This is a genomic window from Echinicola arenosa (genome assembly GCF_014841125.1).
In the GTDB taxonomy this organism is placed as follows: domain Bacteria; phylum Bacteroidota; class Bacteroidia; order Cytophagales; family Cyclobacteriaceae; genus Echinicola; species Echinicola arenosa.
In genome coordinates this window covers 248,210-272,009 of record NZ_JACYTQ010000007.1, presented here as the reverse complement: position 1 = coordinate 272,009, position 23,800 = coordinate 248,210, and the positions used below count along the sequence as shown (strand labels likewise).

Genomic DNA, 23,800 nt, shown 5'->3' with positions numbered 1-23,800 from the left:
AATGACTTCTCTCACGGTCACTTTAGAAAAATTTGACAATAACCTCTGGCAATATCACTTCCCCATTCCGGATGATATTGCCGAGAGTTTTATTGTAAATAAAAACAGAAGGGTCATTTGTGAAATAGCCACCATCAAATTCCAAGCGGCCTTAATGAAAAGCAAGGATTACTGGTTTGTCCTGATCAATCAAGCTTTAAAGGAAAAGTTGGCCCTTAATCAGGGAGAGCCAGCAATGCTGAGCTTGGTAAAAGACAAATCTGAATTTGGCCATGAAATGCCCGAAGAACTTCAGGTTCTTTTAGATCAAGATGACACAGGGAATAAATATTTCCGATCCCTGACCATGGGCAAACAAAGGAGTTTGGTGTATATTGTTACCAAAGTCAAAAACAGCAAAAGCCGTTTAAACAAGGCCTTGGCCATTGTGGAACACCTCAAGGATGTAAAAGGAGAATTGGACTTTAAAATGCTCAATGAAAAAATCAAACACTACAACAACTTAAATATATATTGATTCCGTTTACGATAGAAAGTATCTATTGGAATGACTTTCGCTTATTTTTTTATACCAAACACTACTTTGTCCTATGGCACACGAACATCATCATGGCCAACAAAATATCAAACTGGCATTTTTCCTCAACCTTGGCTTTACCATTCTAGAATTTTTCGGAGGGCTGTATGTCAACAGTATTGCCATTATTTCGGATGCTCTCCATGATTTAGGAGACAGTCTTTCTCTTGGACTCTCTTGGTATTTAGCCCGAAAATCCAATAAGAAAGCAACCAATACTTTTACATTTGGATACAAAAGGTTCTCTCTTTTAGGAGCTTTAATCAATAGTTTGATCTTATTGGGAGGGTCTATATTTGTCATAAGAGAAGCCATACTTCGCATCATCAACCCTGAATCCTCCAATGCGCAAGGCATGTTGATCTTTGCCATTATTGGTGTTTTGGTCAATGGATATGCCGCCTTTAAACTAAGTCATGGAAAAACCCTGAATGAAAAGGTCATCTCCTGGCATTTGATCGAAGATGTTTTGGGCTGGGCGGCAGTATTAATTGCTGCCATTGTGATGCTATTTGTGGATACACCTTATATAGATCCCACCCTATCCCTGTTGATTACACTTTTCATCCTTTGGAATGTTGGTAAAAGATTAAAGGAAACTTTAATGATCTTTCTACAAGCCAGCCCAAAAGAAATCAATAAAAAAGAGATTACAGGTAAAATATTAGGTTTTGATCATGTTGCCTCCTTGCACCATGTACATATTTGGTCCTTGGATGGAGAAAAACACGTATTTACCGCACATGTAAAATTAAAAGAGATAAAAGAGTTCGGTGAATTGTTAAAGCTTAAAAAGCAAATTGGAGCCTTGCTAAAAGAATATCCCTTTTCTCATCACACCATTGAAGTCGAACTCCCTGATGAACCTTGTGCCATGGAATCATCCCCCCTTCATCCAAAACAATAATTTACCTTTTGCCGATTTACTAACAATTTGATAACTGGCCGGCATCACATTAGGATCAGTACAATAAGTCACTATTTTGGTTTTTATAGGCATCTTTTCCAACTGTTCTTGGACATAATTGGTATACCTCGCATAAGCTCCTTCGTCCACCAGAGACTCCTTATCTATTGCATTTGTCAAATCTAAATTTTCAAAGAAAGGATTGTAAAAGTAAAAAGCATCAAACTGGCCAAAGTCAACCTCAAGAATATCTTGATGTATAAAAGTCACCCTTTCATTCAAAGCCAACTCTTTGGCCAATTTCCTCGACATATGAACCAAGTCAGACCGCTTCTCTATACCGCAATACTGATGTTTTGACAGCATCGCACCAACCAAGCAAAATTTACCGGAACCCGACCCAATATCTAAAACCCTTAAACTCTCATCATCCCCAAAATAATCAATACATTGCTTCACGATTGAAACAGGGGTCCAGTGCATCGATGACAAACTCCTGATTTTTGGAGGATACAGCAAGTCAAAATCCTTATCACTTGGGGTAACTTGAAACATCTACGTAAGTTTCTGATAAATGAAAAACTGTTTATAGTTTCTTTCGCCACTGCTTTTTCTCCGCATGCTTTTTCTTACTATCCAAACGCTTCATAACAGCTGATTTTTTCGGTTTAGTAGCTTTACGGACCTTCTTTCTGACAAAAACTCCTTGTATCAAAGTATGCAACTTAACAATGGCAATCTCTTTATTCTTCAACTGAGACCTAGTTTCCTGAACCGAAATTTGTAGCATGCCATCAGCATTAATATATGGAGATAGTTTATTCAATATGACTTGCTTCTCCTCTTCATAAAGTAATTCTGAATTTTGCACTTCAAAAAGCAAAAAAACTTTGGTGTTTACCTTATTTACGTTTTGACCGCCTGGCCCACTGCTTTTCACAGCTTTAAAATTTAGCTCTGTTGTAAAATCGATTAGTCCTATTTCATGGGAGCTCCTTATCATAAACTATCGGTGCTTTTTGTGTTTTTTCAGGTATTCCGAAGGGGATATATCCATGACGTTTTTAAACTGCCTATTGAAATTCGATAAATTATTAAACCCACATTCATACCCCACTTCCGAAATGTTGAGCTTTTCTTCAATGAGCAACTTGCAGGCATAGCCCACCCTAATTTCATTGAGGAACTTCGAGTAGGTTTTTTTAGTGGATTTTTTAAAGTACCTACAAAAAGCAGTAGGGTTAAGGTGAACCAACTCTGCTACCTCTTCCAAACTTATGTTTCGTTTGAAATTATTGAAGGTAAAAGAATAGACTTTATCTACTCGATCATCTCCAGTAATATGCAAGGGAAAACTAAAACCATCAGTACTTAACTCTTCCCATTCTTCCTCGGAAGACAACAGACTTAAGAAATCCAAAAGCTTAACCAACCTATTTGCTCCTTCTGCCCAAAAAAGCTCCTCAAAATACTCCAAAGCTAGTTTCTTGCTATTACCACCAAAGCAGATCCCACGATTGGCTTTCTCCAAAAGTGTTTTGATATCCTTCATTTCAGGTAATTTCAAAAAGGACTCACCAGCAAAGTTTTTGTTAAAATGGATACTAAAGGCTTCCGCTTGTCCTTCTTCTTTTCTGTCAAAATATTCAGGGTCATTTTGCCATAAATGCGGTAAGTTTTCCCCTATCAGAATTAGGTCCCCTTCTTTGAATTTCTCAATATTATCTCCAATAAACCTGGTACCGCTGCTTTTTAAAATATACACCAACTCTAATTCACTATGGTAATGCCAGACATCCAAAAAATAAGGATATGAATGTTTTGCAACCATAAACGAACGGTCAAATGGACTTTTCCTTTCTAGTAATTTGGCTTTCATGTTCTAAAATAAGTTGGGCAATGTAAGCTTTTGCTCACCCCAATAATACAAATATTATCGAACCAAATCAACAAAAAGAATTTTATAGCAAAAATAGTATTATATATAACTAAGATTAATGTAGTAGTTTTTAAGATAAAATTCCACCTTGCATTATCAATTGGACAAGAATGTCAACTAATACTTTAAAATATAGATGAGTATCAAAATTATCGACTATCTGGTAAAGGATATTAGATTTCCTACCAGTAGAGAAAAGCATGGGTCAGATGCGATGAACCCCGATCCGGATTACTCCGCAGCATATATCATTCTAAAAACCAATCAGGATGATTTGGAAGGTCACGGACTTACTTTTACCATCGGGCGGGGCAATGAAATTTGTTGTGCAGCCCTAGAGGCCATAGCTCATCATGTTGTTGGAAAAGATTTGGCTGATATCACTGCTGATATGGGGGCATTTTGGAGAGAAGTAAACAGTGATAGCCAAATCAGATGGTTGGGCCCAGAAAAAGGAGTTGTTCATTTGGCTACTGGTGCATTGGTTAATGCTGTTTGGGACCTTTATGCCAAAGCTGAGAAAAAGCCATTGTGGAAGCTCTTAGGTGAAATGTCCCCAGAGAAACTCCTGTCTTGCGTGGACTTCACCTATATTACCGATGTTTTGACCAAAGAAGAAGCATTGGAAATCTTAAAGGAAACAGCCAAAGGAAAAGAAGAGCGTATTCAATTCTTGGAGGAAAACGGTTATCCAGGATATACCACTTCAGCAGGTTGGTTGGGCTACTCTGATGAAAAAATCAGGAGATTATGCCGGGAAGCCAAACAAGAAGGCTGGAAGCACATCAAAATGAAGGTAGGTGCAAATCTTGAAGATGACATGCGTCGTGCGGCCATTATCCGTGAAGAAATCGGAAATGACATGTACTTGATGATGGATGCTAACCAACGCTGGGAAGTGAGTGAAGCCATTGAAAACATGAAACAATTGGCTAAATTTAACCCACTGTGGATTGAGGAGCCTACCAGCCCAGATGATATCCTAGGACATAAAGCCATTAGTGATGGTGTAAAACCTATTTTGGTGGCTACTGGTGAACACTGCCAAAACAGGGTGATCTTCAAGCAGCTGATGAAAGCTGGCGCTTTACAGATTTGCCAAATTGACAGCTGCCGCGTAGGTGGAGTCAATGAAAACTTGGCAATTATGTTAATTGCGAAGAAATTTGATATCCCTGTTTGTCCTCATGCAGGAGGGGTAGGGCTTTGTGAATACGTACAGCACCTTTCCATGTTGGATTATATTTCGATAAGTGGAACCATGGAGGGCAGGGTCATTGAATATGTGGACCACCTTCATGAACATTTTATTGACCCTGTAGTAATCAAAAACGGTCGCTATCAAACTCCATTATTGCCAGGGTACAGCATTGAAATGAAAGCTGATTCATTGGAAGAATATGATTTTACAAGCGGCCCTGTATGGAATGAAGAACCAGCGAAAGCCTAAATGTTCGGTATTCAACAGGATAGCTTTAAATAAAATATAAATTAGCTTTCCAATTGGATTTTGAAGTTAGAAATATTATGAAAAATAAAACCATTTTAATTACTGGGGGTGCCAGTGGTATTGGTCTGGCCATGACATCCCGCTTTGCCCAAGAAGGAGGAAACGTTTATTTCATTGATTTTGATCAACAATCAGGGAAAAAAGTGGCTCAGGACCTAACCGAAAAAGGTTATCAGGTTACTTTTTTACAAGGTGATGTTTCTAAAACCGATGCCATGAAAAGTACCATTGCATCTATCCCTGGAAATATCGATGTATTGATCAACAACGCTGGAGTTTCTCATGTGGGAAATTTAGAAAACACCAGTGAAGCAGATTTTGACAGATTGTATCAGGTAAATGTCAAAGGCATTTATAATTGTAGCGTCGCTGCACTACCCAAGATGAAAGAAAACGGTGGATCCATTATCAACATGGCCTCTGTTGCTTCGACCATTGGGATTCCTGATCGGTTTGCCTATTCCATGACCAAAGGGGCTGTCTTTGCGATGACCCTTTCCATGGCCAGGGATTATGTATCCTACAATATTCGCGTCAACAGCATTGCTCCAGGTCGTGTCCACACTCCTTTTGTGGATGGCTTTTTGGCAAAAAACTATCCAGGACAGGAAAAGGAAATGTTTGATAAATTGGCCGCTACCCAGCCTATCGGAAGAATGGGTACGCCAGAGGAAATTGCTGCTATGGCTCTTTACCTCTGCAAGGATGAATCTTCCTTCCTAACAGGTGGCAACTACCCTATTGACGGTGGATTTGTCAATCTAAAAATGTAATAATAGAGGCTATCTCAAAATCCACGTCATTGCGATTTTAGCGATAGCGAAGAGAAGCCCGCCTCCCGGAGGGCAGGCTATCTCCACATACGAACAATGTGAATAGAGAGAGATCACTTCGCTTAGCTCGTGATGATGTGTTTCAGACTTATTAGACAACCTCTATTTTCAATAATAATTTATAACAGGTAAGTCCTTTATATTTACCTCAAAAGAATAACCAAAAAATGAAATTATTAAGATTTGGAAATGCTGGCCAAGAAAAGCCAGGGATTGAAAAAGCAGACGGTACCCGCATCGATTGTAGTGGATTCGGACAAGACTGGACAGAAGAGTTCTTGGAAAATGACGGTTTGAACAAATTGGCAGCTTGGTTGGAAAGCAATGAAGCCGATTGCCCAGTAGTGAGCAATGAAACCCGTTTGGGCCCTCCTATCAAGCGTCCTTCCAAAATCATTTGCATTGGTCTTAACTATTCACTTCATGCCAAAGAAAGCGGCATGGAAGTACCTAAGCAACCAGTCATCTTTATGAAAGCAACTTCTTCCCTTTGTGGACCAAATGACAATATCATTATCCCGAGGAACTCTGAAAAGACGGATTGGGAAGTGGAACTGGCTGTAATGATCGGTAAAAAAGCCAGTTATGTGGCCAAGGAAGATGCCATGGATTATATAGCAGGTTATTGCTTGCTAAATGACGTTTCTGAGCGTGACTTCCAATTAAGCCATGGTGGACAGTGGGTAAAAGGAAAAAGTAATGACAACTTCTCTCCTCTAGGACCCTACTTAGTCACCAAAGATGAGATCCAAGATCCTCATAACTTGAACCTATGGTTGAAAGTGAATGGGAAAATGCTGCAGAACAGTAACACTTCTGATTTGGTATTTGATATTCCTACCTTGATCAGCCACTTAAGTAACTATATGACCTTATTGCCAGGTGATATTATTTCCACAGGTACTCCTGCAGGTGTTGGTTTGGGATTGAATCCTCCTACCTACCTCAAGGAAGGTGATGTAGTGGAACTTGGCATTAACGGACTGGGAACTTCTAGCCAAACTGCAGTAAATTATAAGGGATAATTTAATCCTTTAACTATATTTCAACCTGCCGGTCTTAGGATTGGCGGGTTTTATTTGTCTTACCCAAAATTACTAATTAATGAAAATTGATGCCCACCAACATTTTTGGAAATACCATCCTGAAAAACATGCCTGGATTGATGAAAGCATGTCTGTGATCCGTAAGGATTTTCTTCCTGAGGACCTGAGGCCCTTATTGGACCAAGAAGGATTTGATGGTACCATAGCGGTTCAGGCTGATGAATCTTTAGAGGAAAATGAATTTTTATTGGGACTGAGCAAAGCAAACCCTTGGATAAAAAAAGTAGTGGGTTGGGTAGACTTGTGTTCAGCAACTGTCCTAGCTGATTTGGAGCAATATAGCGATAATCCGACAATGTGCGGTTTCAGAATGATCCTTCAAGGTCGGCCACCGGAATTAATGGCGGATGCTGCCTTTATAAAAGGTATGGCACACTTGGAAAAATTCGGATATACTTATGATATTCTGATCTTCCCACACCATCTAGAAGAAGCCATTAATCTGGTAAAAAGCTTCCCGAACCAGCCTTTTGTGATAGACCACCTGGCCAAACCGTATATCAAAGATGGCAAAATCAACGAGTGGGCTAAAAACATGAAGCACATTGCAGGCTTTGAAAATGTTAGCTGCAAGGTGTCTGGGATGGTGACCGAAGCAGATTGGAAAAACTGGAACAAAGCAGAATTGACGCCCTATATGGATGTGGTCTTTGAAGCTTTTGGTACCAAAAGATTGATGTTTGGTTCGGATTGGCCAGTGGCACTTTTGGCAGCTGATTACCCAAAAAATGTATCCATTGTAAAGGATTACATTTTATCTTTAAGTACAAACGAAAGAGCCGATGTAATGGGCTTGACCGCCGCTAAATTTTATGGCATTTCTTAATTTATCAAAATGAGCAAGATATATACCATGGCCTTGGATCTAAAAAACGATCTCCAATTGATCAAAGAGTATGAAGATTACCATCAAGAGGTGTGGCCAGAAATCAAAAAAAGTATTAAGGATGCAGGAATCAGCCGTATGGACATTTACCGATGGGAAAACCGACTATTTATGGTGATGGAGGCAGATGATGATTTTACATTCGAGAAAAAAGCTAAAATGGATGCTGCCAATCCTAAAGTAAAAGAATGGGAGGACCTGATGTGGACTTACCAGCAAGGTCTTCCAGGGGTTCCTGAAGGGGAAAAATGGCAAATAATGAAACAGGTATTTGAATTATAGTAGTTTATTAAGTTAAATGAAAAAAGTAATGGGCCTTAAGTATTGAAAAAAGGTATTTAAGGCCTCCTCCCAATTTGCTTTAGACCGATACTTTTTAGCTAATTTTCCTTATTGACTTTTGTAGAGCGTTGCTAAACAATTTTTTATAGAGTTCTAAAACTAAAATATCCGAATTTCTTAATATCAAATCTGCTTGGGCAATTCCCTTTCAGATAGCCTTATCTCAAAAGTCTATTAAATAGCTATTTGTGATAAAATTTATTCGAACTATTTTTTTAATTAAATTTTTATTCTACATTTATAGAACAACATCTAATACTGTAGAAATGAAACTTGCTCCAAGCGAAGAACAATTGATGAATTACCTATGGAAAATGGAAAAGGCTTTTATGAAGGACCTGCTGGAAGCCTATCCAGAACCCAAACCCGCAGCGACCACCGTGGCCACGCTACTCAAGAGGATGACAGACAAAAAATTCGTGGCCTTCAGGACTTTTGGTAATTCCAGGGAATACTACCCCTTGGTCCAGAAGAGCAGCTATTTTGGAAAACAGGTAAAAGGAATGATTAAAAATTTCTTTGATAATAGTCCCTCCCAGTTTGCCTCTTTCTTCACCTCAGAAACTGACTTGAGCCAGGAGGAATTGGAGGACCTCAAACAGTTGATAGATCGTCAAATCGAAAATAAAAAGCAATGATTGTCTATTTGATCAAATCCACTATAAGCCTGTTAATTTTATACTTGGCTTACCACTTTCTCCTATCCAAAGAAAAAGCCTACCAATTCAATCGGTATTTTCTTTTGGGAAGTCTCATCTTTTCATTGTGTGTTCCTTTCATACCATCTCCTCTAAAACCTTATACGAAAGTAGTTAAGGTCACTCCTACTTTCACCCATTTTGCAGTTGAAGAAATTCTTCCTTCGGAGCAGATGGAGACCAACTCGACCCCCGTCATTTTGGAAACAAAAAGCAAGGTGGCCCCCCTTCAAATCCCACCTTTGGAGACCATTTTAATGGCAATTTCCTTCTTGGTATCACTTGTTCTTATTATTCGATTGTTGATCCATCTGCGCAAACTGTACTCGAAGATTAAAATGTGTGAGATAATCGATAAAGGCTCATTTAAGATTGTACTAAGTTCAGGAAAAGATCTTCCCTTCACCTTCTTAAGGTTTATTTTTCTGGACAAGTCTCAGTTCCAAAAAGGGGTCGTTCATCACCAATTACTTCATCATGAAGCTGTCCATGCCCATCAATGGCACAGCTTGGACATTTTATTCATTGAAGTACTGAAGGTCATTTTCTGGTTCAATCCGATATTGCAACGCTATAAAAAAGCCATCCAATCTAACCATGAGTTTATTGCAGATGAGGAGGTAATCATTAAGTACCAAGACAAAAAAAGCTATCAATACCTGCTACTATCCTATGCCCAGCAACATCAGCAAAACCACTTGGTAAGCTATTCAAAATATTCATTGACCAAAAACCGAATAACCATGATGAACAAAACCAAAAACTGGCAAAAGACAGCAATCAAAGTGCTGCTGACCCTTCCCATTGCTATTGGAATTGTATCATTGCTAGCAATGAGGCCTCAGGAAAGCTCACAGGTTCAAAAAAATAACTTAAATACATCAGGCCTACAAGATGATGAATATTTGAAAGAATATGAAATGCTATATAAAGATTACAAGAGAATAATGAATGAAGCCCGGTTAGAAAAGCGAGGAGTAAGGTACGATGAAACTGAAGTAGAGAGAATGAGACAACTCTGGGCACTTATGTCAAAAAAAAGCAGGGAAAAAGCTTCAAAACTTTCAATGGTTCCTGCACCTCCTATATTGAACAAAAAACGTCCCTCAAACTATCAAATGAAAGAGTGGCAAAAAAATACTGATTATAAAATTTATTTGGATAGAAAAGAAATACCAAATAGAGAGCTAAAATCCTATAACCAAGAAGACATTGCATTTTGGTCCTATCATAGAAACTATACCTCTGAAAACAACGGGAAATTCAATTATGAAACTGAAGTTTATTTGCAAACGAATAACGACTTCTATTGGACCTATTTCATGAATAGAACTGGTTATGATCATATTTCTGCATATGAGAAAGCCATTGAAATTTATTTTGAACACCAAAAGCACCCAAAGAAATATGAAGGTCAACTGGGAGGAACACTGAATGACTTACAAAAAGTATTCGATCAGATTCCAGAATGGAAAAAGGAAATGTACAAAGTAAAAACTCCAACAGAAGCCATAAAAGGAGAAAGCAAAAATAAAGGGATCAGCTTCAGTTATATCCCCTATTTCAAACCTCAAAAAAATGATGGTTGTTAAATTAAGTTTTTAAATCCTATTTAAAAGCTGTCCCTGACCGTATCCTTTGACTTTAATTCAGGACAGGCATCAGGAACAGCTTTCTCAATTTATGGGCTCGACTCCACCTGTCTTGCGACAAAGACAAGCTCGACCTGACAGAATCATTCCGAATAAATCATCAGAAGCCTGCCCTTACAATTTTTCATCTTCTTACTCAATATTCCCAACTTCGCACTTCCCTCTTCCTACTTCCCTCTTCCTTCCTCCTACATTATACTTCGTACTTCATTCTAAATCCTCGCCTGATAAGTATACAAATCATAATATCTCCCTTGACTTTCCATCAGTTCTTCATGCCTTCCACGCTCTACAATTTGCCCCTTCTCCACCACCAAAATCTGATTGGCCTGTCTGATGGTACTTAACCGGTGGGCAATCACAAAAGTGGTTCGACCTTTCATCAGTTCTTTCAAACTGGCCTGAATCAATGTTTCACTTTCCGTATCCAAATTGGAAGTGGCCTCATCCAAGATCAAAATCCTTGGATCTGCCAAAATGGCTCTGGCTATGGCAATCCGTTGCTTTTGACCTCCGGAAAGTTTGACTCCGCGCTCTCCTATCAAAGTATCCAATCCATCTTCAAACCGATCTGTAAACTCATGAACATGGGCTGCAAATACCGCTTGTGTCAACTGTTCTTGGCTTGCATCAGGCCTTGGGAAAAGTATATTTTCGCGGATAGTCCCTTCAAAGAGAAAATCATCCTGCAGCACTACTCCCAATTGGCTCCTGAAACTGGAAAGACTTACTTGCTGTAAGTCCTGACCATCCACCTTGATGGTCCCACTGGCCGGGTTGAGAAAGGAAGCTACCAAGCCAGCGATGGTGGTCTTTCCTGAGCCAGATGTTCCCACCAAAGCCGTCATGGTTCCTGCCTTGGCTTCAAAGTTTACCTCTTTGACAACTGGTTTACCCTCTTCATAGGCAAAACTCACCCGATCAAACTCAACATCACCATTGATCCTTGGGAGCTGTATATTTCTGGTTTTCTCATCCTCCTCCAATGGTATATTCATAATTTCCTCCGTTCTGTCCAAGCCGGCAAAAGCTTCTGTCAACTGGCTACCGATATTACTCATCTGGACAATTGGAGCAATCATAAAGCCTAAATACAAGGTAAACGCCAGAAAATCCCCAAAGGTCATGTTTCCCTCCATGATCATATAACCACCAATCCCCATAATTCCAGCCGAAGCAAGCCCCAACAAAAGGGTGGCTGAACTGGTCACCATACTGGTGGTGGTCAAGCTGGACTTGATATTCAAAAACAACCTGAGAACTCCTTCTTCAAAAGTTTTTACTTCTTGGGATTCCGCATTAAAACCTTTGATCACTCGGATACCACCTAAAGTTTCTGTCAGTCTTCCAGTCACCTGAGCATTGATTTTTCCTCTTTCCCTGAAAATGGGACGGATTTTACTAAAAGCCTTTAAAGAGATCAATCCAAAAACGACCACTGGAACCAAAACATATAACGTCATCAATGGGCTAATGTAAATCAACAGCCCTAAGCAAATGATCGATGTCAGTATCCCTCCGATCATCTGTGCCAAACCTGTTCCCACCAAATTCCGCACCCCTTCCACATCGGTCATAATCCTTGACACTAGTTCTCCTGTTTTGGCATTATCGAAAAAGCGAATGGGCAAATGAATAATGTGACGCTGCACCTTCGCCCTAAGTTTGGCGATCAAATGCTGGGCTTCCACGCTCAATATTTGGGTTAAAGCAAATGAAGTTACAGCCTGGATGACCACAGCAGCACCCACTGCAATAACCAACCATTTAAGAAGCTGCATATTGGAATTGGGAATCACTTCATCCATCAGGTACTTACTTGCACCAGGCAGGACAAGTCCCGCCAACCTACTGATGATGATCAAAAACAAGCCTAAAAAGAGATGCTTTCTTCTGGGCCAGATAATTGTTTTAAAAACGTGACCCATGGTCACTTTTCTTTCTTTACTAGGAGTTGACATATTTACAAAATAAAAGAGGCAATTTTCAACGAAAACTGCCTCCAATAAGTTCTTTATCTTTTTGTTAATTCAGGTGCGCTGTCTGCTTTATTTTTGACCGACTTGAAATCACACCAAACACCAAAGCGTTAATCAAGATTCCCAGTACAATTAAAATCACTGTTTCAAATTTGGTCAAAATTGCACTACCTGCCATGATTCTTTTAGAGTCATCATTCAATTGCTTCCCAACTGTCAATTGAACCTCAGATAACTGATTAAGATTATTGGAAGCTAAAGAGATCAACTGATCTGATTTTTGTTTTGCTTGTTGAAAATCTTCCGGTAAAACAGCATACTGACCTAATCTAGCCTCTACATGATAAAGTTCATTGACATTTTTCTTTAGATCAGTAAGGTATATTTCCTCATCTTTTGTCAAGTAAGTAGCCTCAAAGTCGCTTAAAATAGAATCGATCTTTGAATTATAATGTATGTTTTTATCTGAAATATTTGCATAATCAAGCTGTGTCTGACAAGCGTCAATCATCATTTGCTTTTTATACAAATACTCCGAAAGGTGATAAATATAACTCTCCGGCAGCAGTCTATCTTCATAAATCGTAGCACATGAACTGCTTAGATCAGAAACATGTTCTTCATCCAAGATATTCTTAACAAATACAGAAACAAAGACCACCATCAACAAAATAGCAATGGTCATCCTGTTTTTAATGCTATAAGCCCATTTCATAGTACTCCTCTCTTCTTAGTTATATTTGATCAGAAACATACAGTTAGTTTCCTTTTCTATAACATAAATTAATCAGCTAACACCTGATTAACAATTTATTAACAAACATATTATGTTTTACGGAAATGACCTATTAAGTGTCTGAAATAAATTGTATTATTTAAATATTTACAGCTTTCTTAAATTCCACTAACTACTTTTTGCAATTTATTTTGATTGAAAAAAATATTAATCGTAATATTGCAATATAATAATTCAATTATGGGGATTACCAAAACAGATTTATTCAGTGCTGAGCAAAACGAATTAGCCAATGTAGCTAAGGCCCTCGCACACCCTGCAAGGATCGCCATCATCCAACACTTACTCAAAGCCAATGCTTGCGTAAACGGAGATTTGGTCAAGGAATTAGGTTTGGCCCAAGCCACCATTAGCCAGCACCTCAGGGAATTAAAAACCCTGGGAATTATCCAAGGAACCATTGAAGGCGTATCGATCAGTTATTGTATCAACCCTAGCCAATGGGCAAGAATACAATCCTTGTTCAACAAGCTATTCGATCAATTTGACTCAGAGAAATTTAAAAAAAATTGCTGTTAAAAAAATTTGACACTATTAATCGTAATATTGCAATAATATAATTATGAAAACTCAAGAATTTATCAATACCCTCAGAAGCTATCCAAACCATGGATTAGTATTTGAATATGCAGAAGGAAAATATGTTAGAAATGATTTTCATATCACGGAAATCAAAAATGTAAATTTCGACACAGTGGACTGTGGCGGCCAAAGAAACCAGTGGAGTGAAACTCACATCCAACTTTGGGAAAATGGTACCTTGGAGCCTGATCACAATTTAAATGCACAAAAGGCACTCAAAATATTTGATCTCGTCCATCAAGTAAGACCTACATTAACTGATACAGACATAAAATTTGAATATGGCAACAAAAGTTTTCATACAGCGATACTAAATATCAGCGGAATCTTAGTTGAAAAAGATCAATTGCATATTAAGCTTTTTGAATCAACAACAACCTGCAAGGCCAAAGACAGGGCTTCCACAGAAGAGGAAAAAGCAGCAGCCTGCTGTGGGCCAGAGGCACTGCCTAAACCAAAGGTAAAACTGTCTCTCAAATCTTTGAAGAAACAATCTGAAAACTGCTGCGAACCCTCATCTGACTGTTGTTAAACCGGAGATATGAAAACCAAGAAGAACCTCTTTCCAAAGTTGCAGTCTAAAATTGACGCTTTAAATTTTGATACCATTTCTCCTACACGCAAAAAGGAGCTTCAACCCTTGATCAATTATGTTGCAGAACATCATGACAAGACTGCCCAAATCAACTTTATATGTACCCACAATTCTAGACGGAGCCAATTTGGACAAGTATGGGCACAAGTCGCTGCAGATTACTATGATGTGAAAGCGGCATGCTTTTCCAGTGGAACTGAAGTAACCGCTTGCAATGAAAGGACTATTGCATCATTGATTCGTTTCGGTTTTGAAATAGAAAAAGAAGGCATAGAAAACCCATTGTACAAGTTAAAATACGGGTTTGAACCAACACTGATATCGGTATTTTCAAAGCGCTTTGACCACCCTAAAAATCCTAAAACTAATTTTGCAGCTGTAATGACCTGTGCTCACGCAGATGAAAACTGTCCCTATATCCCCGGCGCAGAATTAAGAATCCCCATTCGATATATGGATCCCAAGCTTTTTGATGACAGCCTCGAAGAAGAAGCTCGCTACGACGAGCGTTCTCTTCAAATAGCAACTGAAATGTTTTATGTCTTTTCCAACATTTGAACCAATGGCTTCTACCACTAAAAAACTAAACTTCCTAGATCAGTACCTCACCTTATGGATTTTTACTGCGATGTGCGTGGGCATATTGTTAGGTTATTTTTTTCCACAGCTTGCGGAAAGTATTAATACTTACAGTTATGGAACTACCAATTTGCCCATAGCCATTGGATTGATCCTAATGATGTACCCACCCTTGGCCAAGGCCAACTATGCTTTATTACCAAAGGTTTTCCAAAACACCAAAATACTTTCCATTTCACTGCTATTGAATTGGGTCATAGGGCCAATATTGATGTTTGTTTTAGCAATGCTCTTTTTAAATGACCATCCTGAATACATGGTTGGTTTGATTTTAATTGGGCTAGCCAGGTGCATCGCCATGGTTTTAGTTTGGAATGACTTGGGTGAAGGGAGCAAAGAGTACGGTGCCGCTTTGGTGGCCTTGAACAGTATTTTCCAAGTTTTTGTATATGGCTTTTATGCTTGGTTATTTATCACCGTTTTGCCTCCATACTTTGGGTTTGATGGTGTGAATGTAGATATTTCTATTGCTACTATTGCTGAAAGTGTTGGCATCTACTTGGGGATTCCTTTTCTTTTAGGTTTTTTCAGCAGGGTCATTCTAGTAAAACTAAAGGGAGAGTCATGGTATAATGAAAAATTCATCCCAAGTATCTCCCCAATAACCTTGGTAGCCTTATTATCCACCATTATTATCATGTTCAGCCTGAAAGGGGAATTGATAGTCCAAATCCCCGGTGACATACTTTTGATAGCTATTCCTTTAATACTCTATTTCATCATAATGTTTTTGGTGGGATTTGTTACGTGCAAACTTTCAGGAGCACCATACGATCAAAATGCTGCCGTTTCATTTACAGCTGCCGGCAACAACTTCGAGTTGGCCATTGCTGTTGCTATCGGTGTTTTTGGCATTCATAGCGGTCAAGCATTTGTTGGTGTCATAGGACCACTTATCGAAGTACCAGCTTTGATTTTATTGGTAAAAGTTAGCCTTTGGTTAAGAAAAAAATTCTATATCTGATCCAAATGGAGCCTACTCCAAAACACTTCAAGATCAAATATTTACCGCTTGGAATATTTTTTTATATTTTCTTGTGACAATCATGAAAGACTCTTATATGTATTTTTTACACGTTATTCGTTTTTTTTAGACATAAAAAACATTTTATAAAATACAAAACATCAAATCATTTCAATTCCTTATAATTTTGCTTATAAACCGTATTATTATTCCAATTTTTCGATTAAAAAAAAATCATTATTTTGATGATCTTTGTGGCTAATTAATTAAAAAATACGTATCCTAGATTAAGAATTGAAGTAATAAGATATGCGAACGATAGATTTTATTCAGCTTCTGGAGCTGACACCTAAGATGCCTATATTGGTGGAACACTTACCAGGTTTATTTATCCCCAAAGGATTTTCCATAACACAAATCACTCAAGAAGATTCAAACGCTGGCCATACTAAAATACAAATTCATCTTTCTGATGAGAAGTTAGGAATGAACAGCATATCAACTGATGAATTCCATACCTATTTGATGGATTTCCTCACCGAAATTCCAGATTTCAGAAGTTCTCAAATCACTGTTGTCTATGGTAATCAGGAGTTCCGAGAAACTGAACTTGATGTAACAGAAATAGAGGTTTACCAGAGAACTTTTACTATAAAACTCTTTTCAACCAACAACCTCAAAAAAGCCAAGGAAAGAAGGGAAAATGCTTCTCATAAAGATTTTGAACCTAAGCGTAAAAAGAATTTCACTGCTATATTTAATGGCTTTACATTTCCTGTTACTTTAGGATTGAATTGGAATATTTCCTGGCTTCAAATCTCTAAATAAATAATAAATGTCAAATACAGACCTTATCATTCCTGAAAGAAGTCGTGACATAGGCGACTTTATGTTGGGGAGGTTACTTCCCTTCCGCAACAAGAGAATGGTAGGCCCATTTGTCTTTATTGATCATATGGGGCCGTCAACAGTTGGCCCAACCAAATATATGGATATAGGCCAACATCCGCATATCGGCTTATCCACTCTAACTTTTCTCTTGGAAGGTGAAATGATCCATGAGGATAGCCTTGGTACCAAGCAGCGTATCTCACCCGGATCTGTTAATTGGATGACCGCTGGAAAAGGCGTCACCCATACAGAAAGAACTCCTCCTGAACAAAGAGATGGGAAGACCTATCCTATTCATGGGTACCAGATTTGGGTAGCCCTGCCCAAAGAAAAAGAGAACATGGCCCCTCAGTTTCATCATATTGATGCAAAGGACCTGCCCACCTGGAAAGATCAATCTGCCCAGTTTACACTTGTTGCAGGCACAGGTTATGGGAAGATATCTCCTGTTCCAGTACACTCAGACTTGTTCATGGTCGATATAAAAACCAATGGTGAATATAGCCTTGAAATTGCTGGACAGCTTGAAGGAGAAATTGGCATTTGCGTAGTAGAAGGAGAAGTCAAAGCCTGTGAAAACCTTGTAGAAAAAGGTAACCTACTGGTCTCTAAAATTGATAACCAATGTGCTTTGGAGATCAAAGCTGAAAGTCATATCATCCTATTTGGTGGCCCTGCTTTTGAAGAAGAAAGGTTTATAGAATGGAATTTTGTCTCCAGTGAAAAGTCAACCATAGCTACCGCTAAAAAAAGGTGGAAAGCAAAAGACTGGCCCATGGTCAAAGGGGATAATTCATATATTCCACTCCCTGAATTAAAATAACACCTATTTTTAGGGCTAACGCCTGTAAATTAAGCCGAAGAAACATTTTCTTAATCCATGCTTATTAAGTTTCTTTGTGAAAACTTAGAAAAACCTATAATCCGATTTTTCATGAAAATCATCGCCATTGGCCGAAATTACGTAGAGCATATTGAAGAGCTCCAAAATGAAAGACCCGAAAACCCTGTTGTTTTTTTGAAGCCTGATACTGCGCTGCTGAAAAACAACCTTCCTTTCTATTTACCAGATTTCTCCAATGACATCCATCATGAAGTAGAACTTGTCCTAAAAATAAACAGGGAAGGGAAATTTATCAAAAGGGAATTTGCTCACCGCTACTTTGATGAAATTGGTATCGGGATTGATTTTACAGCAAGGGACATTCAGAAAACCTGTAAAGAAAAAGGATTACCATGGGAAATTGCCAAGGGTTTCAATGGTTCTGCGCCTGTTGGAAGCTTTCTTTCCAAGGAAAGTTTTAAGGATCTATCCGACATCAATTTCCATCTGAATATTAACGGTGTACAAATACAAAAGGGTAATACCGCTATGATGCTTTTTGATTTTGGTGTGATTCTAGAATATATCTCAAAGTTTTTTACGTTAAAAAAAGGAGATCTCATATTTACCGGCACACCAGCTGGAGTTGGTAAAGTAAATGTAGGAGATCGTTTGGAAGCATACATAGAAGAAGAAAAATTACTTGATTTTGAGATTAAATAAATTCCTGTTCCTTTTTCTTTTCTGGGCTTTGTCATCCGTTGGTTTTTCGCAGGTAGATAAAAATTATTATCAATTCCCCATTAAGCCAGGAGAGCGAAATTACCTTTCCGGAAATATGAGTGAAATTCGCCCTAACCACTTTCACAGTGGAATCGACATCAAAACCGATGGTAGACAGGGTTTGCCGGTCTACGCTGCCGCAGATGGATATGTTTACCGGATGAAGATATCTACTTATGGTTATGGGAATGTGATTTATTTAAAACATACGAATGGGCAATACACACTTTATGGTCACCTTAGAGATTTTAACGCCAAAATCGCAAAATACATGTGGCAAAAGATGGCTGACGCTGAGGAAAATTCCTTAGAAGTTTACCCTGAAGCCTCGGCACTACCTGTAAAAAAAGGGGAAATCATCGCCTACTCTGGAAATACGGGAAGCTCAGGAGGCCCCCACCTTCATTTTGAAATCCGAGACAGCTTGGACAGGGCATTGGATCCGCTAAAGTTTGGCTTTAGTGAAATCAAGGATACTACCCCTCCTACATTCAGGACCATTGCCATTACACCCCTTACTTTAGAAAGCAGGGTAAACGGACAATTCCAAAGAACTGTGCTTCGCTTAAACTTTAGAGGAAATGAGTTTGTTATTGACAAACCGATCGAAATTACTGGAAAAGTAGGAATCGAAGTAAGGGCATATGATAAATTAGACGGTGCATATAACCAAAACGGTTTTCCACATTTTGAAATCTATGAAAGTGGAATCAAGACTTTTGACCTCAATGTTGATAAAATAGATTTCAATCTTGGTAGGTTTTTATTGAGCCATACCCACCAAAACAGTTACACGAAACTTTATACCACACCCTATAATCAATTCGATTATTATAGCCCTGACAGCCTTTTCAGTGGGGCCATTGAAGTCAGTCCTGATAGTATTAAGGATGTTGACGTGGTTTTAGAAGATGTGTTTGGCAATAGACGCAATCTATCTTTAAAATTTAAAGGCGAAAAAGAAAACCATGCAATAAGTACTTATTCTGCTTCAAGAAGCAAAGTAGATTTTGAGCATAATTGGATGATTGTCAGAGCGGATAAGCAGGAGACCAACAAAATGGCTACCTTCTATGTGAGCGGACTGATGATGGACGTAATGCTTTCCTATGAAGACCCAAGGTATAGGACCTATATATGGGATATGGAGTATGGTATTCCGGATTCAATAGACGTGTGCACTGAAATCATTTACCCTAAGGTTCAAGCAAAAATCCCTTTCAACAAAGAATATTATTACAATGATGGCCACACCATTGTCCAAACGGAAGAGAATAGTTTGTTAGAAACACTATTTCTTTACACAGAAAGTGGAAGCTACAACGGACGTCCCTCCATTAAAATCAACGATGACCGGGATGGCTACCTAAGAGAGGAAATAACCGTTAGTATGGATGTTTCCTCCTATAATAGACCCAAAGAGTATGTAGATGTTTATCAACTTTATGCCAACGGTTATAAGCGTTTTGTAGGGGGAGAATGGACCAATGACCATATTATCTTCAAAACCAAAAATTTTGGTACTTTTGTACTCGCTGAGGATGATATAGCGCCTACTATTCGCCCCATTAGGATTAATTCATCCCAACTTAGATTTTCCATTAGGGACAATCTTTCAGGGATTCATAGTTTTGAGGCCAGAATTGATGGAAAATGGGTTATTTTGCGATTTGAACATAAAAGCGGTGTCATTTGGACAGAAAAGATTGACAAAGCCCCTTTCAAAGGGCAGTTTGAATTGAAAGTAACCGATAATGCAGGAAATTCTGTTGTTTTTAGCAGGAAGCTCTAGATTTTTAGAAAATAATTATCAAATTTAAATGTCAAAAAAACACTTAACTCATAAACTAAAATAACATGTCATTAGAAGTAGGAAATAAGGCACCTGATTTCGAAGCAAAAGACCAAGATGGCAACACTATCAAATTGTCCGATTATCTCGGCAAAAAGGTAGTTTTATATTTTTATCCCAAAGACAATACGCCAGGCTGTACTGCTCAAGCATGCGATTTGAGAGACAATTATGATTCGCTTCTTAAAGCTGGGTATATTGTTTTGGGGATCAGTACTGATTCTGAAAAATCCCATAAGAAGTTCATCGAAAAATTTGAACTTCTTTTCCCACTCATTGCAGATGAAGACAAGACTGTTCATGAGCTTTACAATACTTGGAGAGAAAAGAAAAACTATGGCAGGACTTATATGGGGACTGTTAGAACTACTTTTGTTATCGATGAAAAAGGCAAAATTGCCGAAATCATCGAAAAAGTAAAAACCAAAGAACATTCAAATCAAATACTTAAATAATTCCTTTAAAATGGAAAAGCTATCAACCGAACAACTAAAAAAGACCGCCTCACAAGTGAGACGTGACATTTTGCGTATGGTTCACGAAGTACAGTCCGGACACCCAGGTGCCTCATTAGGATGTACCGAATTTTTCGTGGCACTTTACTTCAACCAATTGAACCATAACAATGACTTCAAAATCGAAGGAAAAGGCGAAGACTTATTCTTCCTATCCAACGGACACATCTCTCCGGTTTGGTACAGTGTGCTTGCCAGAAGCGGATATTTTGATACAGCTGAGCTTAAAACATTCAGAAAAATAAACAGCAGACTTCAAGGCCACCCTGCCACTGAGGAAGGTCTTCCAGGCATTAGAATCGCCTCTGGATCGTTGGGACAAGGACTATCTGTTGCTATCGGAGCGGCACAAGCCAAAAAAATAGATGGAGATGAAGGCGTTGTTTACGCCCTTATGGGAGATGGAGAACAGCAAGAAGGTCAAATCTGGGAGGCGGCCATGTATGCCCCTCACCACAAAGTAGATAATTTGATCGCTACCATTGACTTTAATGGACAGCAGATCGACGGCCCTACCAACGTTGTTATGAACTTAAATGACTTAAAAGCCAAGTGGGAAGCCTTTGGTTGGGAAGTGATTGATACCCTTAAAGGCAATGATATGGAATCTGTACTGGCTGGTTTGGAATACGCCAGAACACTCTTGGGTAAAGGTAAGCCGGTATTGAACCTGCTTCATACTGAAATGGGCTATGGTGTAGACTTTATGGTTGGTACACACAAATGGCATGGTATTGCTCCAAGTGATGAGCAATTGGAAAATGCTTTGGGCCAATTGGAAGAAACCCTTGGTGACTACTAATCAACAAAACCGTTAACCAACCACAGCCAAATGGTTATTATTAGACTGTGGCTTAACAGATCAAAAAATGGAAAAGACTTTAGATACTAAATTCACCTATACAGAAAAAAGCGACACCCGTTCCGGTTTCGGTGATGGGCTTTTGGAAGCTGGACGTAAAAACCCAAATGTTGTCGGGCTATGTGCTGACTTGATCGGTTCCCTTAAAATGGGTGCTTTCCAAAAAGAATTTCCAGAGAGGTTCTTCCAAGTAGGCATTGCTGAGGCCAATATGATGGGCCTCGCTGCTGGTATGAGCATCAATGGAAAAATTCCTTTTACAGGTACTTTCGCCAACTTCTCCACTGGTCGGGTTTATGACCAAATCCGCCAATCCATCGCCTATTCTGAAAAGAATGTTAAAATATGTGCTTCACACGCAGGTTTGACTTTGGGAGAAGATGGCGCTACCCACCAGATTTTGGAAGACTTGGGTATGATGAAAATGTTGCCTAACATGACAGTAATCAACCCTTGTGATTACAATCAAACCAAAGCAGCCACCATGGCAATTGCGGAACACCATGGCCCTGTTTACTTGAGATTTGGTCGTCCTAAATGGCCTATCTTCACTCCTTCTGATCAAAAATTTGAGATTGGCAAGGCATGGAAAATGATCGAAGGTACTGATGTAACCATCTTTGCTACAGGTCATTTGGTATGGGAAGCAGTTGTGGCCGAAGCCAAACTGAGAGAAGAAGGCATCAGTGCAGAGGTGATCAATATCCACACGATCAAGCCATTGGATACTGAAGCAATCTTGCAATCAGTAGCCAAGACTGGTTGCTGTGTAACCGCCGAAGAACACCAGTACAATGGTGGTCTTGGTGATAGTGTTGCTCAGACTTTGGTAAGGAACAATCCCGCTCCACAGGAATTCGTGGGAGTAGATGATTCTTTCGGTGAATCCGGTACTCCTACCGATCTGCTCGAGAAATATGGCTTGAATGCTGACAATATTGTCAAAGCAGCTAAAAAAGCTATTGGAAGAAAGTAATCCTTAATTCCTAAATTTATTTAAGCAGCAAATTGGGGAATCCGGTTTGCTGCTTTTATTTTTAGATATTGCATCAAATTTACACTAAACCCAACCATGAAAACCAAACTTCTCTTTATCTTCCTTTCCAGCTTTTTGGTTCATATTAATTCAGTTGCCCAGGAGTTGGCTTTTGAAAAGACTTCTGAAGGGATACTTTTGAAAGAAAACAACCAGCCAAGATATTTTTACCAAACAGCCACAAAAACACTAAATGGTAAATACCCAAGAGCCAATTATGTCCATCCCCTTTATGGACTAAACGGAGAAGTGTTAACGGAGGACTTTCCTGAGGACCATTTCCACCATAGGGGAATTTTTTGGACCTGGCATCAACTCTATGTTAACGGAAAACGCATTGCCGATCCTTGGTTCTGTGAAGGCATTTCTTGGAAAGTCACCAATACCAACATGAATATCAATGATGGTGTTGGTGAATTAGAGGCTGAAGTCGCTTGGGTTTCGGATAGTTTGGGACAAAGTGAAGTGTTAAGAGAAAATGTGAAAATCACTTATGAACGATTGGAAAAGGGTGCTTATGCTCTCACCTTTGAGATAAAACTTAATGCTTTGGTGGACAACCTGGAATTAGGAGGTTCAGAAGATCAAAAAGGTTATGGTGGCTTTTCCCCAAGAGTCAAGCTCCCTGAGGATATTCAATTTTCCTCTGAAGGTATAAAAATAGAACCGCAAACCTTACCTGTTCAAGCAGGTCCCTGGATGAACCTAATTGGAAGTTTTGACAATCACTCTACATCTGGCATTGTCATCATGGGTGAGCCCCAAATGCTTACTCATTACCAAGGTTGGATTCTAAGAAGTGCCAAAAGCATGCAAAACATGGCTTTTCCTGGTAGAAATCCTATAAGAATACCTAAAGGTGAGCCATTACAATTTAGAAACCAGATCATTATCCATCAAGGATTAAAAAGTGCTGAAATTTCACATTATTACAAAAAATTTACACAAACTGAATAGTTTTATGAGAGTTTGACAAGGTATTGAATTCAGAAAATAAAGGAGTCAAAAGCCCGAATTACCATTTATAAAAGAA

The 23,800-nt window shown here is 38.9% G+C and carries 26 protein-coding genes; 21 read left to right on the top strand and 5 right to left on the bottom strand.

Features of this window, described 5'->3' with window-relative positions:
* Position 1: 1 nt before the first annotated feature.
* Both IFO69_RS18105 and IFO69_RS18100 read left to right on the top strand, forming a co-directional pair.
* A complete protein-coding gene (locus tag IFO69_RS18105; protein ID WP_192011540.1) occupies positions 2-517 on the top strand; it encodes a YdeI/OmpD-associated family protein in 516 nt (171 codons plus the stop codon).
* A 73-nt stretch (positions 518-590) separates the two neighbouring features.
* Entirely contained in the window at positions 591-1,484 is an 894-nt protein-coding gene (locus IFO69_RS18100) for a cation diffusion facilitator family transporter (protein ID WP_192011539.1), read from the top strand.
* Here IFO69_RS18100 and IFO69_RS18095 read toward each other — a convergent pair.
* Genes IFO69_RS18095 through IFO69_RS18085 form a run of 3 tightly spaced genes read right to left on the bottom strand, consistent with a single transcriptional unit; the run spans position 1,458 to position 3,363 of the window.
* The gene (locus IFO69_RS18095) at positions 1,458-2,039 is read right to left on the bottom strand and encodes a class I SAM-dependent methyltransferase (protein WP_192011538.1); all 582 of its coding nucleotides are present in this window, start codon (positions 2,037-2,039) and stop codon (positions 1,458-1,460) included. The genes IFO69_RS18100 and IFO69_RS18095 overlap by 27 nt on opposite strands.
* A gap of 31 nt (positions 2,040-2,070) precedes the next feature.
* The gene (arfB, locus tag IFO69_RS18090; protein WP_192011537.1) at positions 2,071-2,487 is read right to left on the bottom strand and encodes an alternative ribosome rescue aminoacyl-tRNA hydrolase ArfB; all 417 of its coding nucleotides are present in this window, start codon (positions 2,485-2,487) and stop codon (positions 2,071-2,073) included.
* A gap of 3 nt (positions 2,488-2,490) precedes the next feature.
* Entirely contained in the window at positions 2,491-3,363 is an 873-nt protein-coding gene (locus IFO69_RS18085; protein WP_192011536.1) for an AraC family transcriptional regulator, read from the bottom strand.
* A gap of 196 nt (positions 3,364-3,559) precedes the next feature.
* On the opposite strand from IFO69_RS18085, the gene IFO69_RS18080 reads away from it, so the two are divergent.
* From IFO69_RS18080 to IFO69_RS18050, 7 genes are all read left to right on the top strand, one after another.
* Positions 3,560-4,873 (top strand): L-fuconate dehydratase, encoded by a 1,314-nt coding sequence (locus tag IFO69_RS18080; RefSeq protein ID WP_192011535.1) that lies wholly within the window; start codon positions 3,560-3,562, stop codon positions 4,871-4,873.
* A gap of 77 nt (positions 4,874-4,950) precedes the next feature.
* A complete protein-coding gene (locus IFO69_RS18075; RefSeq protein WP_192011534.1) occupies positions 4,951-5,706 on the top strand; it encodes an SDR family NAD(P)-dependent oxidoreductase in 756 nt (251 codons plus the stop codon).
* A gap of 227 nt (positions 5,707-5,933) precedes the next feature.
* Positions 5,934-6,791: a fumarylacetoacetate hydrolase family protein gene (locus IFO69_RS18070; protein WP_192011533.1), complete on the top strand. Its 858-nt coding sequence runs from the start codon at positions 5,934-5,936 to the stop codon at positions 6,789-6,791.
* Between the two features lie 79 nt (positions 6,792-6,870).
* On the top strand, positions 6,871-7,698 hold the full coding sequence (locus IFO69_RS18065) for an amidohydrolase family protein (protein WP_192011532.1): 828 nt from the start codon (positions 6,871-6,873) through the stop codon (positions 7,696-7,698).
* 9 nt (positions 7,699-7,707) lie between these two features.
* Positions 7,708-8,040, top strand: a complete 333-nt coding sequence (locus tag IFO69_RS18060; RefSeq protein ID WP_192011531.1) for an L-rhamnose mutarotase — start codon at positions 7,708-7,710, stop codon at positions 8,038-8,040.
* 326 nt (positions 8,041-8,366) lie between these two features.
* A complete protein-coding gene (locus IFO69_RS18055; protein WP_192011530.1) occupies positions 8,367-8,738 on the top strand; it encodes a BlaI/MecI/CopY family transcriptional regulator in 372 nt (123 codons plus the stop codon).
* Positions 8,735-10,390 (top strand): M56 family metallopeptidase, encoded by a 1,656-nt coding sequence (locus IFO69_RS18050; protein WP_192011529.1) that lies wholly within the window; start codon positions 8,735-8,737, stop codon positions 10,388-10,390. Before IFO69_RS18055 ends, IFO69_RS18050 begins: the two co-directional genes overlap by 4 nt.
* 272 nt (positions 10,391-10,662) lie before the next feature.
* Here the strand turns inward: IFO69_RS18050 and IFO69_RS18045 are convergent, their stop codons facing one another.
* Positions 10,663-12,411, bottom strand: coding sequence for an ABC transporter ATP-binding protein (locus tag IFO69_RS18045; protein ID WP_192011528.1), 1,749 nt, complete (start codon positions 12,409-12,411; stop codon positions 10,663-10,665).
* Positions 12,412-12,475: 64 nt separating this feature from the next.
* Positions 12,476-13,144, bottom strand: a complete 669-nt coding sequence (locus tag IFO69_RS18040; protein ID WP_192011527.1) for an MCP four helix bundle domain-containing protein — start codon at positions 13,142-13,144, stop codon at positions 12,476-12,478.
* Between the two features lie 261 nt (positions 13,145-13,405).
* Here IFO69_RS18040 and IFO69_RS18035 point away from each other — a divergent pair, with 261 nt between their 5' ends.
* From IFO69_RS18035 to IFO69_RS17980, 12 genes are all read left to right on the top strand, one after another.
* The gene (locus tag IFO69_RS18035; protein WP_192011526.1) at positions 13,406-13,744 is read left to right on the top strand and encodes an ArsR/SmtB family transcription factor; all 339 of its coding nucleotides are present in this window, start codon (positions 13,406-13,408) and stop codon (positions 13,742-13,744) included.
* Between the two features lie 43 nt (positions 13,745-13,787).
* The gene (locus IFO69_RS18030; RefSeq protein WP_192011525.1) at positions 13,788-14,339 is read left to right on the top strand and encodes a DUF6428 family protein; all 552 of its coding nucleotides are present in this window, start codon (positions 13,788-13,790) and stop codon (positions 14,337-14,339) included.
* A gap of 9 nt (positions 14,340-14,348) precedes the next feature.
* Complete coding sequence (locus IFO69_RS18025) at positions 14,349-14,960, top strand: low molecular weight phosphatase family protein (RefSeq protein ID WP_192011524.1); 612 nt, start codon at positions 14,349-14,351, stop codon at positions 14,958-14,960.
* A complete protein-coding gene (gene arsB / locus IFO69_RS18020) occupies positions 14,941-16,005 on the top strand; it encodes an ACR3 family arsenite efflux transporter (protein WP_317173486.1) in 1,065 nt (354 codons plus the stop codon). Before IFO69_RS18025 ends, arsB begins: the two co-directional genes overlap by 20 nt.
* A 309-nt stretch (positions 16,006-16,314) precedes the next feature.
* On the top strand, positions 16,315-16,833 hold the full coding sequence (locus IFO69_RS18015; RefSeq protein WP_192011523.1) for a hypothetical protein: 519 nt from the start codon (positions 16,315-16,317) through the stop codon (positions 16,831-16,833).
* 7 nt (positions 16,834-16,840) lie between these two features.
* The gene (locus tag IFO69_RS18010; RefSeq protein WP_192011522.1) at positions 16,841-17,719 is read left to right on the top strand and encodes a pirin family protein; all 879 of its coding nucleotides are present in this window, start codon (positions 16,841-16,843) and stop codon (positions 17,717-17,719) included.
* Positions 17,720-17,830: 111 nt separating this feature from the next.
* Positions 17,831-18,442, top strand: a complete 612-nt coding sequence (locus IFO69_RS18005) for a fumarylacetoacetate hydrolase family protein (RefSeq protein ID WP_192011521.1) — start codon at positions 17,831-17,833, stop codon at positions 18,440-18,442.
* A complete protein-coding gene (locus IFO69_RS18000; RefSeq protein WP_225444195.1) occupies positions 18,429-20,294 on the top strand; it encodes a M23 family metallopeptidase in 1,866 nt (621 codons plus the stop codon). The genes IFO69_RS18005 and IFO69_RS18000 overlap by 14 nt, the downstream gene beginning before the upstream one ends.
* Positions 20,295-20,359: 65 nt before the next feature.
* Positions 20,360-20,809 carry a thioredoxin-dependent thiol peroxidase gene (bcp, locus tag IFO69_RS17995; protein WP_192011520.1) on the top strand — a complete coding sequence of 150 codons (450 nt, stop codon included), beginning with the start codon at positions 20,360-20,362 and terminating at the stop codon, positions 20,807-20,809.
* Between the two features lie 10 nt (positions 20,810-20,819).
* Positions 20,820-21,671, top strand: coding sequence for a transketolase (locus tag IFO69_RS17990; protein ID WP_192011519.1), 852 nt, complete (start codon positions 20,820-20,822; stop codon positions 21,669-21,671).
* Positions 21,672-21,738: 67 nt separating this feature from the next.
* The gene (locus IFO69_RS17985) at positions 21,739-22,707 is read left to right on the top strand and encodes a transketolase family protein (RefSeq protein ID WP_192011518.1); all 969 of its coding nucleotides are present in this window, start codon (positions 21,739-21,741) and stop codon (positions 22,705-22,707) included.
* Between the two features lie 96 nt (positions 22,708-22,803).
* Complete coding sequence (locus tag IFO69_RS17980) at positions 22,804-23,724, top strand: DUF6807 family protein (protein WP_192011517.1); 921 nt, start codon at positions 22,804-22,806, stop codon at positions 23,722-23,724.
* Positions 23,725-23,800 lie beyond the last annotated feature (76 nt).